General features: G+C 45.5%; 17 protein-coding genes. 14 read left to right on the top strand and 3 right to left on the bottom strand.

The window, feature by feature from the left end:
- Positions 1-46: 46 nt before the first annotated feature.
- The 8 genes from ACRD67_RS16205 (at position 47) to ACRD67_RS16170 (ending at position 9,441) form a co-directional block, all read left to right on the top strand.
- On the top strand, positions 47-1,327 hold the full coding sequence (locus tag ACRD67_RS16205; protein ID WP_430968271.1) for an RNA polymerase sigma factor: 1,281 nt from the start codon (positions 47-49) through the stop codon (positions 1,325-1,327).
- A gap of 134 nt (positions 1,328-1,461) precedes the next feature.
- Positions 1,462-1,818 carry a YciI family protein gene (locus ACRD67_RS16200; RefSeq protein WP_430968270.1) on the top strand — a complete coding sequence of 119 codons (357 nt, stop codon included), beginning with the start codon at positions 1,462-1,464 and terminating at the stop codon, positions 1,816-1,818.
- A 22-nt stretch (positions 1,819-1,840) separates the two neighbouring features.
- Positions 1,841-2,056 carry a hypothetical protein gene (locus tag ACRD67_RS16195; RefSeq protein ID WP_430968269.1) on the top strand — a complete coding sequence of 72 codons (216 nt, stop codon included), beginning with the start codon at positions 1,841-1,843 and terminating at the stop codon, positions 2,054-2,056.
- Between the two features lie 92 nt (positions 2,057-2,148).
- Positions 2,149-2,730, top strand: a complete 582-nt coding sequence (locus tag ACRD67_RS16190; RefSeq protein ID WP_430968268.1) for a Crp/Fnr family transcriptional regulator — start codon at positions 2,149-2,151, stop codon at positions 2,728-2,730.
- 109 nt (positions 2,731-2,839) lie between these two features.
- Positions 2,840-3,361, top strand: a complete 522-nt coding sequence (locus tag ACRD67_RS16185; RefSeq protein WP_430968267.1) for a hypothetical protein — start codon at positions 2,840-2,842, stop codon at positions 3,359-3,361.
- Between the two features lie 257 nt (positions 3,362-3,618).
- Entirely contained in the window at positions 3,619-4,155 is a 537-nt protein-coding gene (locus ACRD67_RS16180; RefSeq protein WP_430968266.1) for a GNAT family N-acetyltransferase, read from the top strand.
- Between the two features lie 129 nt (positions 4,156-4,284).
- A complete protein-coding gene (locus ACRD67_RS16175) occupies positions 4,285-5,628 on the top strand; it encodes a hypothetical protein (protein WP_430968265.1) in 1,344 nt (447 codons plus the stop codon).
- A gap of 672 nt (positions 5,629-6,300) precedes the next feature.
- Positions 6,301-9,441 (top strand): ATP-binding protein, encoded by a 3,141-nt coding sequence (locus ACRD67_RS16170; RefSeq protein WP_430968264.1) that lies wholly within the window; start codon positions 6,301-6,303, stop codon positions 9,439-9,441.
- 22 nt (positions 9,442-9,463) lie between these two features.
- On the opposite strand, the gene ACRD67_RS16165 is transcribed toward ACRD67_RS16170, so the two are convergent.
- A complete protein-coding gene (locus ACRD67_RS16165; protein ID WP_430968263.1) occupies positions 9,464-10,249 on the bottom strand; it encodes an MBL fold metallo-hydrolase in 786 nt (261 codons plus the stop codon).
- Between the two features lie 203 nt (positions 10,250-10,452).
- Between ACRD67_RS16165 and ACRD67_RS16160 the strand changes: the two genes are divergently transcribed.
- From ACRD67_RS16160 to ACRD67_RS16135, 6 genes are all read left to right on the top strand, one after another.
- Positions 10,453-11,178 carry a Dph6-related ATP pyrophosphatase gene (locus ACRD67_RS16160; protein WP_430968262.1) on the top strand — a complete coding sequence of 242 codons (726 nt, stop codon included), beginning with the start codon at positions 10,453-10,455 and terminating at the stop codon, positions 11,176-11,178.
- A 119-nt stretch (positions 11,179-11,297) separates the two neighbouring features.
- Positions 11,298-11,624 carry a winged helix-turn-helix transcriptional regulator gene (locus ACRD67_RS16155; protein ID WP_430968261.1) on the top strand — a complete coding sequence of 109 codons (327 nt, stop codon included), beginning with the start codon at positions 11,298-11,300 and terminating at the stop codon, positions 11,622-11,624.
- Positions 11,625-11,640: 16 nt separating this feature from the next.
- Positions 11,641-12,216 carry a DinB family protein gene (locus tag ACRD67_RS16150; RefSeq protein ID WP_430968260.1) on the top strand — a complete coding sequence of 192 codons (576 nt, stop codon included), beginning with the start codon at positions 11,641-11,643 and terminating at the stop codon, positions 12,214-12,216.
- 60 nt (positions 12,217-12,276) lie between these two features.
- Positions 12,277-12,684, top strand: a complete 408-nt coding sequence (locus tag ACRD67_RS16145; RefSeq protein WP_430968259.1) for a GNAT family N-acetyltransferase — start codon at positions 12,277-12,279, stop codon at positions 12,682-12,684.
- Positions 12,685-12,735: 51 nt separating this feature from the next.
- The gene (locus ACRD67_RS16140; protein WP_430968258.1) at positions 12,736-13,302 is read left to right on the top strand and encodes a YdeI/OmpD-associated family protein; all 567 of its coding nucleotides are present in this window, start codon (positions 12,736-12,738) and stop codon (positions 13,300-13,302) included.
- Between the two features lie 120 nt (positions 13,303-13,422).
- Positions 13,423-13,797: a hypothetical protein gene (locus ACRD67_RS16135; RefSeq protein WP_430968257.1), complete on the top strand. Its 375-nt coding sequence runs from the start codon at positions 13,423-13,425 to the stop codon at positions 13,795-13,797.
- Positions 13,798-13,947: 150 nt separating this feature from the next.
- Here ACRD67_RS16135 and ACRD67_RS16130 read toward each other — a convergent pair whose 3' ends face one another.
- Together ACRD67_RS16130 and ACRD67_RS16125 are read right to left on the bottom strand one after the other, a co-directional pair.
- Positions 13,948-14,388, bottom strand: coding sequence for a hypothetical protein (locus ACRD67_RS16130; protein WP_430968256.1), 441 nt, complete (start codon positions 14,386-14,388; stop codon positions 13,948-13,950).
- 95 nt (positions 14,389-14,483) lie between these two features.
- Positions 14,484-17,753 (bottom strand): TonB-dependent receptor, encoded by a 3,270-nt coding sequence (locus ACRD67_RS16125; protein ID WP_430968255.1) that lies wholly within the window; start codon positions 17,751-17,753, stop codon positions 14,484-14,486.
- Between the last annotated feature and the right edge of the window lie 167 nt (positions 17,754-17,920).

The raw sequence follows: 17,920 nt of genomic DNA, 5'->3' as shown, positions 1-17,920 counted from the left end.
AACAGGGATATCGGTATATTTAATGTGGCTAAAGACCCATTGGAAAATGCAGGAGGAAAGCAGAAATATACCAGAGGAAGTGGATCATCTGTACCGCCGTGAATACGGTAAGCTGGTTGCTGTACTTACCAAAACTTTTGGGGTCAATAATATAGAACTTGCCGAGGATGTTGTGCAGGAGGCTATGCTAGAGGCTTTAAGGCAATGGGCGTATACCGGCGTTCCCGAAAATGCCATGGGTTGGATCTATAAGGTAGCAAAATACAAGGCGGTAAATCTGGTCAATAGGGAGAAATACAAAAGAGCCTATACCTCCAAGGTGGTGCACCACTTGCAGTCCGAATGGACGCTTGAACCTGCCTTAGATCATATTTTCACGGACAGGGAAATTGCCGATGACCAACTGCGTATGATGTTTACCTGTTGCCATCCTTCGGTTTCCAAGGACTCGCAGGTGGCCCTTACCCTCAAAACACTTTGCGGCTTTAGCATTCCAGAAATAGCCAAGGCCTTTTTGACCACTAATGAGAACATCAATAAAAGACTCGTTCGGGCACGAAAAAGCATCCAAGCGGCCAACATACCCTTTGAGGTGCCCACTGGCAAGGATCTGGAACCTAGGCTAGCGAGTATTATGGAGGTCATTTACCTTCTGTTCAACGAAGGGTACCATGCCTCGAGTGGCCAGGAGGCCATTCGGTACGAACTCTGCGAAGAAGCTATTCGGCTTGCCGAAATGGTAGCTTCCAACCCCAACATTGTGAATACGTCCCAGATATCCGCTTTGCTAGCCCTTATGTCCTTCAACGTTTCCCGTTTTGCGTCCCGGACCGACACTTTCGGAAACTTAGTGGATTTGGAACATCAGGACCGTGATAAGTGGGACCAGGCACTAATCCAAAAGGGGCTCCGTTATTTGAGTTTTGCCGCACAGCATGATCAGGTATCCCTGTACCACATATTGGCTACGATTTCCGCGCATCACTGTACCGCTAAAGATTTTGGGTCCACGAACTGGGAAGGGATCTTGTCCCTATACGACAATCTTGTCCTATTGGACGATTCGCCCATAGTGCAACTCAATAGGGCCGTGGTACTTGCCAAAACAGCGAATGCCAGGGAAGCACTTATGGCCATTGAAGGGATAAATGACATCACCGCCCTGCAAAGTTACATGCCCTATTACACTGTGCGGGCAGAACTGCATTTTCAAATTGGGGAGGTCAAAAAAGCTTCCGAATTATTGAAAAAAGCACTGGGTCTCTCTCCAAACAAAAAAGCCAAATCGGATATTCTGGATAAATTGAAAAAAATCGATGATTTGTAATCAATTGACTATCATTATATTATATGCTTAACTAAAAGCTGTTTCACTTTTTTTTACTTTCCATGTCCCTTTTTTAGATTACCGATTGACTAAGAGGTAATAGACATTAATTAACGGTTATTAAAAATAGTATCATGCAAGAATTTATGTTATTTATCAAAACAAATGGGGACCATCTATTGTCATTGTCCCCTGAAGAACAACAGGCACATGTTCAAAAAATTGGCGGTTACATCGGGGGATTAATGGAGTCCGGAACCCTAAAAGGAGCTCAACCCTTGGAGATGGGCGGAGCCGTGGTTCAGGGTAAAGGCGGTGTGTTCAAGGACGGCCCGTTCAACGAATCCAAAGAAGTGATTACCGGCTACTTTCACATTGTTGCCGAAGATCTTGCCGCAGCAATCAATATCGCCAAGGCAAATCCCATTTTTGATGAGGAGCAGGCCATCATAGAAATCCGCCCCATAAAACGTATGGAGGGTATCAATTAAGTTTCACGACAAAAACAAGATTATGGAAAACAATCCTATGAATACCGCCTACGACGGACGTTGCGCGTTTGCGGTAAGTACCGGAAAAACGGATGTTATGGGTGGAAAACACAGCTTGACCCTCGATAACCGAACCTATCTTTTTTCCAACGGAGTGGCCAAGTTCCTATTTCGGATACTGCCCAATAGGGTGAGTAAGGCGGATGGTGTTTGGGCAAAAAAACTGGGGTCCTTGTAAAGGTTCCAAAAAATGATAGCCCATATCGGTTTGTTGCGCTTGAAGGCTTAACTTTGAAGCAACTTGGCGTTTCTTGCCATTTTCGGGGAAACATGAAAGAGCAGCTCCTTTTTGACTATCTGTCTACCTTTATTACCTTAACGACGGAAGAAAAGGACATTTTGGTGTCCAAGCTAACGTATCGAAGTTATCTAAAGGGTCAATATCTTGTACAGCAAGGTGATATTTGCCTGTACGACAGTTTTGTGGTCAAGGGCTGCCTAAGAACCTTCCATGTAGATCCGGAGGGGCACGAGCACATTGTTCGTTTTGCCATCGAAAACTGGTGGACCGCCGATATGGGCAGTTTCATCAATAGAACGCCAGCGGATTATAATGTACAATGTCTTGAGCCCACCGAAGTCTTACAGTTTTCATATGATACCCTTCAGGAACTGTTTGCCCTGATTCCCAGTTTTGAACGTTTTTTTAGGATCATTGTCCAAAATGCCTTTGTAGCCTCGGAAAAAAGAATCGTCAGGAACTTTAGTCTGCCGGCCAAGGAGCGTTACTTGATTTTCTCCGACTTATATCCACAACTGGAGCAACGCGTTCCACAATATATGATTGCATCCTATCTCGGAATTACCAAACAATATCTCAGTGAAATACGCAATCAGCTTGCTAACAGGTAGCTTGCAATGTTCTGCTAGTTGAACCTAATTTGTTAAACTATCCGATTGTCAAACCTTAAACTTCCCAGCATCTTTGTCCTCATCAATAAAACAATTAAAGAAGACAATCATGACACAGACAAAATCTATGTTTAATTTTGCAAAATCATCCAGCGTCGCCAAAACGATTTTCTGGTCGGGTTTGGTGGCGGGGATTTTGGATTCCTTGGCCGGAATACTGGTGTACTACGTTTATTTTGACCTTAACCCGCTGCAGGTATTGCAATTTATTGCCAGCGGAATTTATGGCCCAACAGCTATTAATGGAGGTGGATATATGGTACTTGTTGGGTTTTTCTTTCACTTTGTAATTGCCTATACCTGTGCAATCATTTACTTTTATCTATATTCAAAAATAGCCGTATTGCGTAGCCATAAAATAGCCTCTGGGCTAATCTTTGGCTTGGGTATTTGGTTGGTAATGAACCTGTTGATATTGCCGGCGACCAATATCCCCAAAAGTCCCTTTGATTCAGGACTGGCAGCCATTGGAATCATATGGCACATGGTTTTGGTAGGTGTACCCATTGCCTTGATAACAGCACAATACGTTTCTGGAGAAGGACAAATCTCCCAAAAAACGGCCGGTTAGCTTACGGATTGAAGACAGGGAAAACTAAAAAGAGCCTTATCGGTTAAGACAAGGCTCTTTTACGAGAACACTATATGAAAATGAAAAAATTTGGGTCGTCTTGTTAATTATTATGTGATAAAAGTAGGGCAGTGATCCGTCAAGGGAAAATTAATGTTGCGTAAGTAGGCCTTTTTGTGGTCTGCACTGCACAAACTGATATCTGGCGCTTCCCGTATGTGCAAAAAAAAGTATCTTGACCGCTGTTTGATGTTCCCATGAAAATAGATTTAGGCGATTATTACATTAGCGAACTGGATACGGCAAAACCAGAATTGTTCTATGCCCTTATAGAAAAAAACAGGCCCCGACTGGAGGATTTTTTTGCAGGAACAGTCCGCAAGACCCGATCCTTGGAAGAAACAATGGCCTATTGCCAGACTATCGCCAAACTCAGAAAGGAAAAAGCCTACCTACCCTACACCGTTTCCAAACCCGGAAAGACCGATTATATTGGATTCCTCGATGTCAAAAATATTGACCTTACCATCCCCAAGGCCGAATTGGGCTATTTCATCGACGCCGGGTTCGAAGGTCAGGGTATTATCTCCAAAGCCCTGGAGCCTTTCATCCAATACCTTATATCAACCTATCGCTTTAAAAAGTTGTTGTGCAGGGTTGGCTCGGAAAACCAGGGCAGCATAAAGGTTGCTCTTAACAATGGTTTTACCCTGGAGGGTACCATAAGGCGTGACTATATCACCACCCGCAACCAACTGGTAGATCTAAATTATTACGGTAGGATTTTCGACTGAACCCCTAGAACCGCAATAGAACGGATGCCAAGTTGTATTCTTGCAGGTATTCGAACTTTTTCGGCCCTGGCAGCATATTACTTCCCCACTTTTTGGAGTATTATTGCTTAAAACCACAATACGCCGATCATGCATGGAATCCATGCTAAATCCTTTGTTCAATTTTTAATTACGCTGTTTGCGTTTTATGCCATAGGCCAAACGGAGGCACATGTTAGCGCCGTGGCCGAAGGCGATAGCCTTTGGACCATAGACCTCGACAAAAGCATAGCAATCTTCCAGGGGGTGGTAAAAAAAGACACTTCCAACTCCTATGCGCTCAACCAATTGGCCCATGCCTATCGCGCTTCCAACGACCATGAAAAAGCCATAGCGGTATTTGAAAAACTGGCGGTTACCCCGGAGTACAGGAATACGGTCTTCTTTTTCATTGCGGATGCCTATCTAAAACTGGGCGACTTTGAGTCGGGGGTTCGCTATCTGGAGAAATCCGTGGAAAGCGGTTTTACCAATTTATACAATTCCGGTTTTACAGACCTTGCCACCATTTCGTCAAGTCCATATTATGAGGCCTTGAAGACCAAGGAGGCCTTTAAAAAGTTGCTGCGGAAAATTCGGGCGTTGCCCTTTAGTCCGCAAGTACAATACCTGGATTGGTCCCCGAACGGGGAGGAACTGATCATGCAGGCCGCCCTGAATGGCAGTGGAAGCTATGACCTCTATGTATATAACCTTAAGCATCGGGCATTGCGACGTCTTACCTATACCCGGGAAAACGAGATGGCCCCAAAATGGTCTCCTGATGGGAAATGGATCGTTTTTCATCGTTCCGAATTATACAGTGGCGGCAAGGAACTTTTTTTGATAAGGTCAGATGGGTCTGAAGAAAAAAAACTTACGGATCAGAAGGGGCTCAAGGGAACCAAGTCGTTTCCCTGCTGGTCCTTTGACGGAAACCGTGTTGTTTTCGTGAATCAGGACGGTCCGGATGCCAATGATCTCTATACGGTGGATATCACGGAAAAAACATATACCCGCCTTACCCGTTCAAAGGGAATAAAGAGCAACCCGACCATAAATAAGGACGGACTTGTGGTGTACGATGTTCAGCTTTCCCAAAATTCCTACTCCTTGGTAAAACTGGATATGAACACAGGGGAAAGCGCACTGTTGACGCAAAAAAACTGGTGGTGGACCCCCGTCTGGATCCCAGGTGGCAATTCCTTGGTTACAGGTTATTATGAGACAGGGGCCACTATGCGCAACCAACTTGCCATGATGGACCAGGATGGGTTAAACAAAAGGATTATTACAAACTATGGAGAAGATGCCTGGTTCCCTTCCCCTTCGCCCGATGGCAGGAAAATTGCGTTTGCGGCGCCCGTCAATCCCTTTTTTATGGGCGGCTCTACCCTGAAAATCCTGGATTTGGCATCCGGGGAAATAGCGCACATAGCGATTTCAGGGGATTAATCTTTCGGAATTCCTCATGCTCGATGAAATGTTTGGAATAGAACTTTTAGCAACAGCATCCTTAGTCGGGCATTTTTTTGCTCCTTAAAGGTATTCGCAAACACCTCAAAATTAAAAATGGAATCAGACAAGGTGCTATCGGGGACCTTTTGTTGACAGAGAACCGGTAATTCCCTTATGCACTCAAAAAAATAACTGTCAAAACCTAATTCGAACGAGAGAGTATCGTTACTAAGATGTACTGCCCCTTTCAATTTGGCCAGCTTTCCCTGAATAACCGGCAAGCAGGACATTTGGGTAATATCATACATTTCGAACCGGTCAGAAGCAATGTTCGGTACCCGTCCATAACCAATCGATTGCCAAACACCTTCAAGGGTCCCATCTTTTTTTTGTTGGATGTGCAACTGACCAGCAATACCGAAATCGCAATCAGGAATAAATAGGGTGAATTTATTGTCAAGGCCAAGTGCTCTCGTTTTCTAAAGAAGAATCGTTACACATATGCTCCAAAATGTTCCCATAAGGCAGGGTCAAAGGAAAAGGAGCCGTATTTTGGCCTTATAATCCCCTAAAAGTATCGTTTTGAGCCGTTTATTGGGATTATTTATGACCAAAATGACAAATTTTCCCTTTAAATTAGTAGGAGTATAGGGATTCATTGACCAAACCATGAAAAAGCTACTCCTTCTAGGCTTCCTTTTGATGCATTGTTGGTCTACCCATGCGCAACTCAGAACCAAAATCGATAGTTTGGAGCGGATATTGGAAAATAGCCCCGCTCGTGATACCACGGAGGTAAAGCTGCTTTTGGATATTGCCAATGCCTATCGGGGGGCCAGTTTGGATACTTCTTATCTCTATGCAAAAAGGGCGTATGACCTGGCCGTTATCAACAGCTACAAATATGGTATGGCCTCGGCAGACAAAATCAAAGGCACCTATTTCCTATATACCGGCGCCATGGACAGCTGTATTTTTTATTATGAACAGGGTCAGGCGCTTTTTGAAAAATTGGGAGACTTGGACGGGGTGCATGACATTAATTACAACTTAGGTCTTTTGCACGCCTCCATTTCCGAATACGACAAAGCCATCTCCTATTATGAAAAAGATTTTACCTATAGAACCCAAGTAGCGGATACTTTGGGAATCGCGGATGGCTATCTAAACATGGGCGCCGTCTATTTATATCAGGGTGACAATCAAAATGCCTATAGGAACTTTACCGCCTCCATTCCCTATTTTCAATGGGCGGGGGACAGCTTGTCCGTCGCCAAAGTGAACTTTAATCTGGGAACCATCCAGTGGAATTTTAGCAACTACGATCTGGCGTTGAACGATTTTTTCTCCTCCCTCGAGGTCTTTGAACGGGAGGGCGACCAGTATTTGCTGGCCAGTTGTTTTGAAAATATTGCCGGGGTCTACGATAACATGGAAAACTATGAAAATGCCTTAAAATATTATAGGGCATCGCTTCGCCATAGCGAAGAGTTGGGGGATGCACGGCTAAACGCCTCCAACTACCATAGCCTGGGCGTGGCCATGGACAAGAATGCGCAGCAGGACTCGGCCCTTTATTATTTTGACAAAAGCCTAAAATTAGCGGAGGAGGGGGCCTTTAAGGATCTGTTGAGCCTAAACTATCACAGCCTTGGCGTATTGCATGCCGATCAGGACCCTGCCAAGGGAATCACCTTTCTCAATAAGAGTATTGCCTTGAAAAAAACAATTGAGATCGACAACTTCAACATTGCCACCTCCCTTTATGAACTGGGCAACATATATGTAGCGCAACGGCAGTTTCGGGAAGCAGTGAACACCTTCAACAAAGGGTGGAACATATCGCGTCTAACCGATTCAAAGGAAATTAAGAGCAAGCTGTCCTTTGCCCTATACGACCTATATAAAAAGATGGGGAACGAAAATACGGCACTCACCCATCTGGAACAATATTACGTGCTAAGGGACAGTATTTTTGACGAGGAAACCAGTAAGAACATCGTTGCCCGGGAGATACAGTACGAAACCGCAAAAAAAGACCAGCAAATAGCGTTGCTCACCAAGGAAAGGGAATTACAGCAGGCAGAAGTGGCCACTCAGGAAGCGCTTATAAAACAAAGCGCTACCCAAAGAAATCTGCTCCTCTGGGGCATTGGTTCATTGATCGTTATTTTGCTGCTCTTATTTCGAAATTACAATACCAAGCTAAAATCAAGGGAGCTTATCAATAAAAAGCAACAGGAGTTTGTAAACCTTAGGTCGCAGTTTTTTGCCAACATTTCCCATGAGTTCCGTACCCCCCTTACACTGATCTTAGGGCCCTTAGAAGATCTACTGTCCTCAGCCGAGGAGGATGGGGAACACCGGCAAAGCTATCAATTGATGAAACAGAACGGGGAAAAGCTGCTGGATCTGGTAAATCAACTGCTGGATCTGGCCAAATTGGAAGCGGGCAATATGCCCCTGCACGTAACCGAAGGTGATTTGGAGACCTTTCTGAAAACACGGGCAGCTTCCTTTAGCTCCCTGGCCGATTTTCAACATATCAAGTTCACTGTGGCCATAGCCTCCGAAATTGGATCGGGTTGGTTCGATGGTGATGCACTGGAAAAGATCGTAAACAATCTATTGTCCAATGCGTTTAAATTCACGCCCGAAGGCGGGATGATACAATTTGGCGCAACACTGATCCAAAAACAGGACAAGGTGGTTAAGATTGTAGTCCAGGATAACGGACCGGGAATATCTGGAGCGGAATTGGAGAAAGTATTTGATCGGTTCTACCAGGTAGACAGCTCCACGACTCGCGAAAAAACCGGAACGGGCATAGGTTTGGCCCTGACCAAGGAATTGGCCGAGTTGCACAAGGGGACAATCTCCGTGGCTAGTGAAGAAGGAAAGGGAACCACCTTTACGGTAATTCTTCCCATAACCAAAGACCAGTTCATTGAAGGGGATCTCAGCCAGGTAACGCAACCACCCTCAAAACCCAAAAAAGCGGTTCGGGGCGTTTCGTCGGGGATTTCAGAGGACTTGGAAATGGGGCCGTCAAGAACAAAAGGAAGCCCGCAACTTCTCATCGTAGAGGACAATGACGATGTACGGGCCTACATCAAGAAACAGCTCACCAAGGACTACCATATAACCGAGGCCGTAAATGGAACCGAAGGCCTCTCACTGGCCCTAAAAATGGTGCCAGATCTCATTGTCAGCGATGTGATGATGCCCGGGATGAGTGGCATATCGCTCTGCGAAAAATTAAAGCAGAACGAAAAGACCAGCCATATCCCTGTAATATTGCTCACGGCATTGGCATCCCAAACCTCCAAGCTCGAAGGAATTGAGACCGGAGCGGATGATTATATCGTTAAACCCTTTGACAAGGAGGAACTGACCGCGCGTGTAAAGAACCTTATCGATCAACGAAAGCGCCTGCGCAAAAAATACAGTCGGCAACTTAACCTGGAACCGAAGACCCTGGCCATTACGTCCAAGGATGAACTTTTTCTGGAAAAGGTCATCCAGGTTTTGGAGCAACATTTGGATAATTCGGCTTTCAAAGTAGAGGATTTTGCAAGGGAGATGGGAATGAGCCGGACTCAGCTGTTCCGAAAAATGCGGGCCTTGACCGATCAATCGGCCCAAGATTTTATAAGAGATTTTCGTCTAAAACGCGCTGCGCAACTATTAAAGAACAAAGCGGGCAATATTTCGGAGGTGGCCTATCAAGTGGGCTTCAACAATCTTTCCTATTTCACCAAACGCTTTAAGGAACTGTTCGGCAAAACGCCTTCCGAGTATTTTTCTTAAGCCGGAATTTACGGCCTAAGACCTATTCCAATAATAAAAGATCAATTTCCTTACCAACCAGCGCCCCAAACTTCTTTAGGTCTTCGGAATTTTTAAGCTCATAGTGCATTGGTATTACCCGGTCCGGTTTGATCTGGTTGACCATCCTTGCCGCCTCTTCCACATCCATGGTCAAATTATCTCCCCCAACGGGAACCATGGCTACGGCGATGGAAGCTATACCGTCCATTTCCGGAATCAAATCGGTATCGCCGGCATGGTAAATGCGTGTGCGGCCAAAGTCTAGGACATAGCCCACGTTTCCTTTGGATTTAGGGTGTGCCTTAATCCAAAGAAATACGTTTTTGGTGTTATAGGCGGCGACGGCTTCGCACTGTATTCCATTGAACCCTATAGTTATTCCAGGCCGTACCTCTCGTACCTTATATCCCTTTTTTTCTAGTTTTGCCGAGACCCCTTTAGGGCAAATAAACACCGTTTCCGGTTTTACAATTTTTTCAATGGTGGTCAAGGAAAAGTGATCAGGGTGTGCATGGGTGAGAAAGATGTAATCCGCTTTCTCCCCATCGGGTATTTCCACCGGGTCTATGTAGCTGACAGTACCACCCCATTTTAGTTGAAAACTGGATGGATAGAAATGGGCCTTATTTACCTGAATGGCACCCCAACTGGTTATTTTCAGTTCCTGATCCACTACCACACTTTGGGGTATCGGATTTCGTTTTTCACTACTACGTACTTTTACCATGGTACAACTTTGTATTAAACCCGTTGCGAGTATAGCATGGATCAAAAGGAGTTTTTTCATTTCATTCCAAATTGGATCCAGATAAAGATATCCCAGAATTGCGGTAGGTAAAATGATTAAAATCAGCTTAACCCGGTGGGCGTGTGCTGAAGGAAGTTGGAGGTCAAAATGAGTATCTTTATACATCCAAAAGTGCAACAAAGGCAATACGCGAATCTATGAAGGCAAACCTTATGGTGGTAGGTTGACCAAAAACCCTTGGAATGACACAAAAACTAAAAACCTATTTTAACTGGAGTTCCGGGAAGGATGCCTCACTGGCCCTTTACCATTTGCAAAAAGACGGGAAGTACCAGGTGGATCGCCTGCTTACGTCCATTAACACCCACCACGATCGGGTTTCCATGCACGGGCTTCGCAGAGCGCTCTTGGAAAAACAAGTTGAAGCCATAGGACTTCCCTGTACCACCATCGAACTTCCAGAAGAACCCTCCATGGAGGACTATAACCGTATAATGACAAGGACAGTGGAAACTTTACGGGACCAGGGATACGCACATACGGCCTTTGGGGATATCTTTCTTGAGGATCTTCGCAGCTATCGGGAAACACAACTGGAACCTTTTGGCATACAATGTAGCTTTCCCCTTTGGAAGCGCAACACCAGAGCGCTGTTGGAAGAATTTTTGGATCTCGGGTTCAAGGCCGTAGTGGTCTGTATCAAAGCTGATCTGTTGGATGTGTCCTTTGCGGGAAGGATAATCGATGAGACCTTCCTAGACAATCTTCCGGCAAACGTTGACCCCTGTGGCGAGCATGGCGAGTTCCATACCTTTTGTTTTGATGGGCCCATCTTCAAACATCCCGTAAAATTCACGATTGGCGAAAAGGTGTATCGGGAATATAGGGCGCCCAAGGACGACGAAAAGCAGGAAGATACCGCTTCCATGGGCTTTTGGTTTTGTGATCTGCTGCCCGTGGATGATTAAGCGATAATTTTTGTGGGTTAAAAAACCCTGAGGAAAAAAGGACCGGAGAAGTTTTGAAATAAAATTGTACAAAATGCTACTTTTTATGTAGCTTTGCTATTCAATATGTAGCAATACCCATGGCAATACCCATTCCAGGCAAACCCGTTAGGGGTTCCAAGACCGGACAGCCCATCATGGCTTTATTAGACCTTTTAGGCCGCAGTTGGGCCATGGGAATCGTATGGCACCTATACAACGGTCCCAGTACCTTCAGAAAACTTCAGGAGTACTGCGAATCCATTTCACCCACCACATTGAACAAAAGGCTGAAGGAACTCAAGGATTCCCATCTCATAGAGCGGACCATGGAAGGGTATGCCCTTACTGCGCAAGGAGAAGCGTTGTACGAACTTATTGCCCCGCTTGGCGGGTGGGCGAAAATTTGGGCGAAAAATTTTAAATAAAAAACATGTACGTCCTATGAGAAACATTGACAAACCGATTCCAGGAGAATACCCCAGCTATTCCAAAATTTATATGGATCTATTGGAGGATGATGGCAACATATTGGACCATCTTTGGCAGAATTTTTTAACGATCAAAGAATTCATTTACGGGCTACCCGAAGAACAGCTATACTACCGCTATTCCACGGACAAGTGGACCATCAAGGAGATTCTAGTACACCTGATAGACGACGAACGTATTTTTGCCTATAGGGCGCTAAGGTATGCGCGCAACGATCAGACTCCCGTGCTGGGTTTTGAGGAAAACCACTACGCCCGATATTCCGGTGCAAATACCAGAAGTTTGGACAGTATCTTTGAAGAATACGAAACCGTGAGAAAATCTACCCTTTCCCTATTTCAAAATTTGCCCGAGGAGGCCTTGACGCGAAGTGGGAAAGGGGTCGACTTTGACGGTAGCATTATTAATAAAAGAACGGTAAGGGGATTGGCCTACCACATTGCAGGCCATGAGCTGAGGCATTTTAATATCATTAAAGAACGCTATTTGGGGATGAAACTGCCCAAGGAAGTGTCCACATTTAAATGAAGTCGCACTGCGAAAACGAAAACTTGAGACCCTTATTTGGTCGCTTACCAAACGATGGAGATGTATACAATGAAAACCAACGCCCTTGGAGTAAAAGACTATCAGGCCTTGCGCGGAACCACAAATTGGAACCTGGTTCCCGACCTTCAGGTACAAAAGGCCCTGGAACACGATCTGTTTTCCGTTTGCCTGTTTAGCGATAGAAAAGCCATAGGCATGGGACGTGTTATTGGTGATGGGGCCATTTACTTCTATATTCAAGACCTTATTGTACACCCGGAGCATCAAGGCAAAGGGGTAGGCACCTCCCTTATGAACACCATAGAATCATTTTTGGACCACAGGGTTCAGGGGTATGCATTTGTTGGTCTTATGGCCGCACAAGGCGTGGAGGCATTCTACAAGGGGTTCGGTTACACGAAACGGGCCGACGATGGCCCCGGGATGTTCAAAGTAATCCAAAAATAATGTGTAGGTAAGCTGAAAGTCATGAAATATTAAACATCCAATACCATCTGCATGAACCATGCTACAACCAAATACTTCATCGATAGGAAAAAATGGCGTGATTGGCTTCTGGAAAACCATAACAAGGCCTCGGAAATCTGGTTGGTCTATCCAAAAGTTGCTTCTGGAAAACTTCGTATTCCATATAACGATGCGGTAGAAGAGGCGCTCTGTTTCGGATGGATCGACAGTACGGTAAAGTCGCTCGACCAAGACCATACCATACAACGATTTACCCCAAGGCGTGCCCGAAGCGGTTACTCGCAGGCGAACAAAGAGCGATTAAAGTGGCTTTTCAAGGAAAAAAAACTGCATCCCAGAGTGGAAAAAAGTGTAGGTCCCATTGTCCGCGAGGAATTTGATTTCCCGGTCGACATCATCGATGAAATAAAAAAGGACAAGAAGGCGTGGGCACACTATCAAGCGTTCTCCGACCCCTACAAAAGAATTCGAATTGCTTACATTGATAGCGCCCGCAAGCGTCCGGATGAATTCAAAAAAAGACTTTCGAATTTTATCACTAAAACCAGGGGAAACAAAATGATAAAAGGGTTCGGTGGCATTGACAAATACTACTGAAGTGGCCAAAAACAGGAAAAAGGTAATTTCTACAAGGATTAGGGAAAAAATGGTATTCCAAGGTTCTTGTGCTTGTACGACTTTTGTGCATATAAAAATCACAAACTAAAAAGTGTAATTATGGATACAACAACAGTACAGGAACATGAATTATTGACAAAAGCCAAGGAGGTGACCGCGCTTTTGGCAGAGGGTAAGTTTATCGAGGCCATGGAAGAATATCTGGCCGAGGATGTGCAACTCTTCGAGGGAAACAATCCTGCAAAAGTGGGCAAGGACTTTTGCCTGGCAGAAGAAAAAAAGTTATTGGACACGGTGGTGGCGTTCCACGGATATAAAGTGTTGAGCGGCCCTGCCGTAAAGGACAACACTACCTTCTACGAAGCCGTAATGGAATTCCGGACCAACGACGGCACGGAGCACAAGTTTGAACAGGTAGTCCGGACCACCTGGGAAAACGGCAAAATAGTAAATGAACGTTACTATCACGCTTAGACCCAAGCGCCAAGGTTAAAGCGGCCGTCCGGACAATCACATACTTTCCAGACGGCCGCTCCTTTTTTATAAAATGGGCTATCAGATCTACAAACCATAGATCAGATGTTTTCAAACCTTGTGTGAGGGGGTTATCCCAAGCTGAGGGAACTAGTTAAGCCATTGCCCCCATGGAATGCGGCTAAGAATAAACACCAATCCAAGGCCATAGAATATGGCGATGCTCTTGAATTTCTTGTTCCCTTCCATAAACTTCTTGTGCCGAGACCATCCAATGGTGATGAACACCACGGCAATGATGTTGATCAGTGGATGTTCCAGTGCCAGCAATCGAGCGGCAGCACTCATACCTCCCATACCCAGTTCCTGAATGGCTTTCATTCCGTTAGGGGAAATAAAATAAAGAATAAGGCCCACTACCAATTGTATATGCGATAGAATAAGGGTAAAGAGACTAAGACGAAAGTCTTTGTTCAAGGTAAACATTTTGTTTCCGGCCAGTCCAATAAGGGCGTTGGCCACGGCAAGGAAAAGTACGGCCAGCACCACATAGGCCATATAGGAATGCAAGATTTGTATGGTTTCGTACATAATGTTGATTTTTAGTTGCCTAAAAGTAGTAATTTTTGGGCATTAAAAAACCCCGACACTACGGTCGGGGTCTTAAAAATAATTAGGCTGATGTATTAGTTAAAGATATACCGTAACCCAAGTTGCATTTGCCACCTGGATGATTGGATACCCCTGTCGTCTATTTGTTCAAAATCCTCTATTTGTGTGTCCGGGTCAAAGGTAAAGGCCGGATTTGGTCCGCCACTGGCCGTAGTAATCGGTGCAGCTTCCAAATCGTCCACGAACCTTCTTACGCCCCAATCCTTGTTCAAGAGGTTGGTGAAGTTAAAGATATCAAAGGACAGTTGCAGGGTGTGCTTGTTTTCCCCGGTCTTGATATAAACGTCCTGAAGGAACTTTAGATCAACCACATGACTCCAAGCAGATCGGGCACCGTTACGCTCGGCGTATTGCCCCCTACGGGTACTTAGGTAGTCATCGTTTTCGATGAAGCGATCCAAAGCGGCCCACTGCTCGGCAGGTGTAGCGGTAACATTTCCATTGCTGTCCGTTAGATCTACCAAGTTAATATCGTTCTGCGTGGCAGGCACATAGATCAAGGCATTGTCCCTGGAATCATCGTTCAACAAATCACGTCCTTCGTTATAGATCCAGCTATAGGGCAAGCCTTCGGCTCCTTCGTAAAAAAGGCCCAAGGTAGTCCTGCCCCCAAACTCACCTCCGTACTCAATGGCATAGGAAACATTTGCGGTTACCCTATGTCCCAGCGAGAAGTCAGATTCCGTTACCGGCAAATCGGAGTTCTTTCCGTTCACAGTTTGTATGTTTCTCCATTGGGAACTGTTTTGTGAGGAAGTACCATCAAAAATTTTGTTGGATACCCCGTACGCGTAGGAAGCCTGGCCTGCAAAACCATTTTCATAAGGCTTTCTCAATGTAAAGGACACATTGGTCGCATCACCACCTCCAGTGTTGGAAGCCAGGATAATCCTTCCATAGGTGTCATCGATTTCATCACTTCTACTATAGGTAGGCCTTCTATCCGGTCCGGTCAACAAAGAGCCGGTGGCATCCGGTAGGTTTAGGTTTTCATAATAGATATCGGTAATAACATCGGTATAAAGGAAATCTACGGAAGCGATCAATCCCCAAAGTGGCAGCTTCTGGTCCACGGCTATGTTGTACTTAATCACCTGTGGCAACCTAAAGTCCTCGGATATCAGGTCTATATTACCTCCCAATCCTCCGGAACCCGGAGCAGGATCTTCGAACTGATTGTTTACATCGGCAACGAAGGGCTGCCCAAACTCAAAATTAAACCCGCCGGTGACCCCGTTGTTGTTGTAGGTTCCAGCTGGCCATACCAAGGGTAGTCTGGAAGTAAAGATTCCCAGGCCGCCTCGTACCTGTGTGGTGGAATTGCCATGCACATCCCAGTTAAACCCTATTCTAGGGGATATGTGGGCGTTGGCACCTATGGATTGTCCTACACGGGCACCTTGTAAATCTTTCCCGGCAGCCTCCAATAAAGGAATGGTGCGGGTATTGAAATCGTCGTTGACCGTACCATCCTCGAAGAAAGGAACATCTACACGCATACCGATGGTAAACTTGAAATTGTCGGTAAATTGCACCTCATCCTGCACATAAAACCCGGCCTGGAAGGTGGTAAAATCAGCAGATCCGGCAGATTCATCTCCGGTAACCCCGTTACCCACCAAAGAATATCCGTGCTGGTAAACATCGGCATCCTGTCCGGTAAGGAACTGGTTTAGACCAGAAGATGTCAAAGTAGTGCCATCCGCGGCAAACTGATCTTCAAAGGTGTAGTCCCCAAAGTTAAAGGCAAAGAAAAGGTTCTTTGCGGAAGCATACTCCAAGTTGGTACCTAGGGTAATGGTGTGCGCCCCGGCGTAGATCTCAAAATTATTGATCAAGTTGAATACGTCCTGGTTCAACAGGTTGGCCGTGGAAAAGGGCTCGGAACCAAAGGAAATCTCACCCAACCCGTCTTGGATATCCACAGTGGGGAAAGGATCTCCAGAAGGATCACGGTCGTCCCGTACCGTAGTATAGGTCAAAATTAAGTTGTTCGCATATTTGTTCCCGAACCTGGAGTTTAGTTCCAGGGCCGTAGAATTTGTGGTTGTCTTAAAAAATTCGGAACCGTTGATAAATCCTATGGTATTGTTATCCGAATTTCTCGCTTCCAAATTCTCTCCTTTTACCAAACCATGACGCAAGGAAAGCTTGTGGTCATCGTTGATGTTCCAGTCAATTTTTGCTGTGAACTTGTCACTCTCCAAGGTTCTGGTATTGTTGTTGAAGATCCCAGGATTGTAATTGTAGGTGTTCTGTAAAAAAGTGCTTAATCCATCAAGGTCTGCCTGTGAGGCCCGTCCGGTATAGTTGGAAAGGTTAAAAGGTTGCGGGGTTTCATCATCCTGTCTTTCGTAGTTTACGAAGAAGAACAATTTGTCCTTTACAATGGGCCCTCCAACACGGACACCGTAGGTAAGGGCGCTAAAATCGTCCACTTTTTCCCTGGATTCACCTGCACCTACCAATTCTGGCGGGGTCTTGCCCACTAGACTCTCATTTCGTACAAAGCCATATGCAGATCCCTCCCACCTATTGGACCCAGAGCGGGTAATGGCGTTGATAGATCCCCCGGAGAAACCGGATTGTTTTACATCAAAAGGCGCTATGTTCACCTGAAAGGTCTCGATCGCATCCACGGAAAATGGGTTTACACCGGTCTGGCCTCCATTGGTACCCGACCCTGCCAGGCCAAAAACGTCATTGTTTACAGCTCCATCAATATAGATGGCATTGTAACGGTTGTTTTGACCGGCCAGGGAAACGGAGAAACCGTCGTCACCCTCGCTCAACTGTGCCTGTGGTGTAATCCTAACGAAATCCGCGATAGATCGGGATGCAGCCGGAATGGTCGCAATTTCCCTGCTCGAAATGTTGGTGTTCGTTCCGGTTTTGTTCGAACCGAAAACGCCATTGGACACGGCCGTGATCACCACCTCGTCCAAGGCGGTAGCAGATTCGGACAGCTGCGAGCTAATCCTTGTGGTCTGTCCCAAATTTAGGTAGACCCCTTGCCGTGCATCATCATTAAATCCTACATAGGAAATGGTCACGGTGTACGGACCTCCTGTTCGCATACCCGAGATACGGTAGTACCCATCAAAATCTGTAGCGGCACCATACTTGGTCCCTGAAGGCGTGTGTACTGCTACGATACTGGCCCCTAAGAGGGGTTCCCCGGTGTTGTCGGTTACCTTACCTCCTATGGAAGCTGTGGTAACACCCTGTGCAAAAGTAGCCGCAGAAAAAAGCAAAGCGGCCACTACAAAGTAAAGTTTTTTCATTTTTCCAGTGTTTATTTGTTTTTAATCGTGGTACAAAAGTGCTGTATTCCAAACACTCCTGCATTAAGCCAACGTTAAATTAGTCGAGTTCAATTTAACATAAATTTTTCATAAAAAAAGCTGAAAAACAAGAAGTTATTAACTGTTGCTCAAAAATGGGGAAATTC

Source organism: Eudoraea algarum (assembly GCF_050589645.1).
Lineage (GTDB): Bacteria > Bacteroidota > Bacteroidia > Flavobacteriales > Flavobacteriaceae > JBNGOQ01.
The sequence above is the reverse complement of the archived record's forward strand: the minus strand, read 5'-3'. Positions and strand labels throughout refer to the sequence as shown.